This window comes from Bowdeniella massiliensis (assembly GCF_023634005.1).
GTDB classification, from domain to species: Bacteria; Actinomycetota; Actinomycetes; order Actinomycetales; family Actinomycetaceae; genus Bowdeniella; species Bowdeniella massiliensis.
This window is the reverse complement of the sequence record NZ_JALIQR010000029.1, coordinates 1-1,394: the sequence shown is the minus strand read 5'-3', so window position 1 is coordinate 1,394 and position 1,394 is coordinate 1. Positions and strand designations below refer to the sequence as shown.

Here is a 1,394-nt window from a genome sequence, read left to right as displayed (position 1 = left end):
CGACAGTAAGAATAGAGGTGCCTGGTCTTCTTGAATGGTTTGACCCACACAGCGATCGACCCAGAACAGCCGGTCAGGTGCCGTGAGTGCTTCCGAAAGGTTCTGACTCACATTCTGATCGACCAGCGTGTCTTTCCTCGGACCTGTCGACCATTCGAGAACACTCACGGCGAGGCTTTCGCCTCGCCGTGACCATGTGACTCAAGAAGGGCCTGAACACCTTTTCTCTTTACTGTCTTGTCCAGGTTACCGGTCGATACGAAAGCAACCCAAATAAATATCGATCGGAGGAATATCATGGCTACTCATCTTCCCAACGCTGTCGTCGGTGGGGTTGATACACATAAGGAATTACACGTCGCAGCAGTTGTTGACGAACACGACCGGGTGATCGGGACGGAGAGTTTCCCAACAACCCGGCACGGGTATAAACAGCTCGTGCAATGGTTACGCTCATTCGGTCAAATCGCTCGTATCGGTGTGGAATGCACCGGCACCTATGGGGCAGGCCTGTTGCGCTACCTCCACGCACAAGATATCGAAGTACTCGAAGTCACTGGCCCAGACCAAGCCCTCCGACGGCGCAAAGGCAAAGACGACACCCTCGATGCTGAGAACGCTGCTCACGCAGCCTATGCCCGGGTGCGCGCCGTGACACCGAAAACCCGTGACGGGCTCGTCGAGTCTTTGCGGGTGCTGAAAGTATCACGGAAAACAGCGGTTGCGGCCAGGCGTGTCGCTCTGCAAATGATTCGCATGAACATTGTGTCAGCGCCAGACGAGCTTCGTGATCAGCTTCGAAACCTTACCCGTATGAAACTGGTTCGAACGCTTGCTGCGTGGCGGCCTGACCTCACGAGATATCGTGATGTTTCTGGTGCTTACAAGATCGCTTTGAAGACCCTTGCGAGGCGGTATCTTGAGCTCACTGATGAGATCGCTGATCTGGATGTCATGATCAAAAACATTGTCGATCATCTCGCCCCAGACCTCATCAACAAACCAGCAGTAGGGTATGAATCCGCAGCACAACTGTTGATCACCGCCGGTGATAACCCAGAACGGCTCACCTCAGAAGCCGCTTTCGCAGCACTGTGTGGAGTGAGCCCGATCCCAGCATCATCGGGAAAGACCCACCGGCATCGGCTCAACAGGGGTGGTGACCGGCAAGCAAACTCTGCTCTGCATATCATCGCAATCGGCAGACTTCGAACCGACCCGAGAACACAAGAGTATGTTGCGAAGAAACTCTCCGAGGGGCACTCGAAGATGGAGGCCCTCAGATGTGTGAAACGGTATCTCGCACGAGAAATGTTTTACACTCTGAAAGCTCGCACCGCGGTCATCAACCAGACGCAGATTGCTGCTTGACACTTAGAAGGGCGTCCGCGGAG

General features: G+C 54.5%; 1 protein-coding gene. It reads left to right on the top strand.

All coding sequences use genetic code 11. The annotated features are described in order from the left end of the window. Positions 1-297 precede the first annotated feature (297 nt). A complete protein-coding gene (locus tag MUN85_RS12485; RefSeq protein WP_092562727.1) occupies positions 298-1,371 on the top strand; it encodes an IS110 family RNA-guided transposase in 1,074 nt (357 codons plus the stop codon). Positions 1,372-1,394: the final 23 nt, after the last annotated feature.

What these genes read in the sequence shown, in the direction of transcription:
- MUN85_RS12485 (WP_092562727.1), top strand. Translation starts at nt 298, where the DNA reads ATGGCTACTCATCTTCCCAACGCTGTCGTCGGTGGGGTTGATACACAT.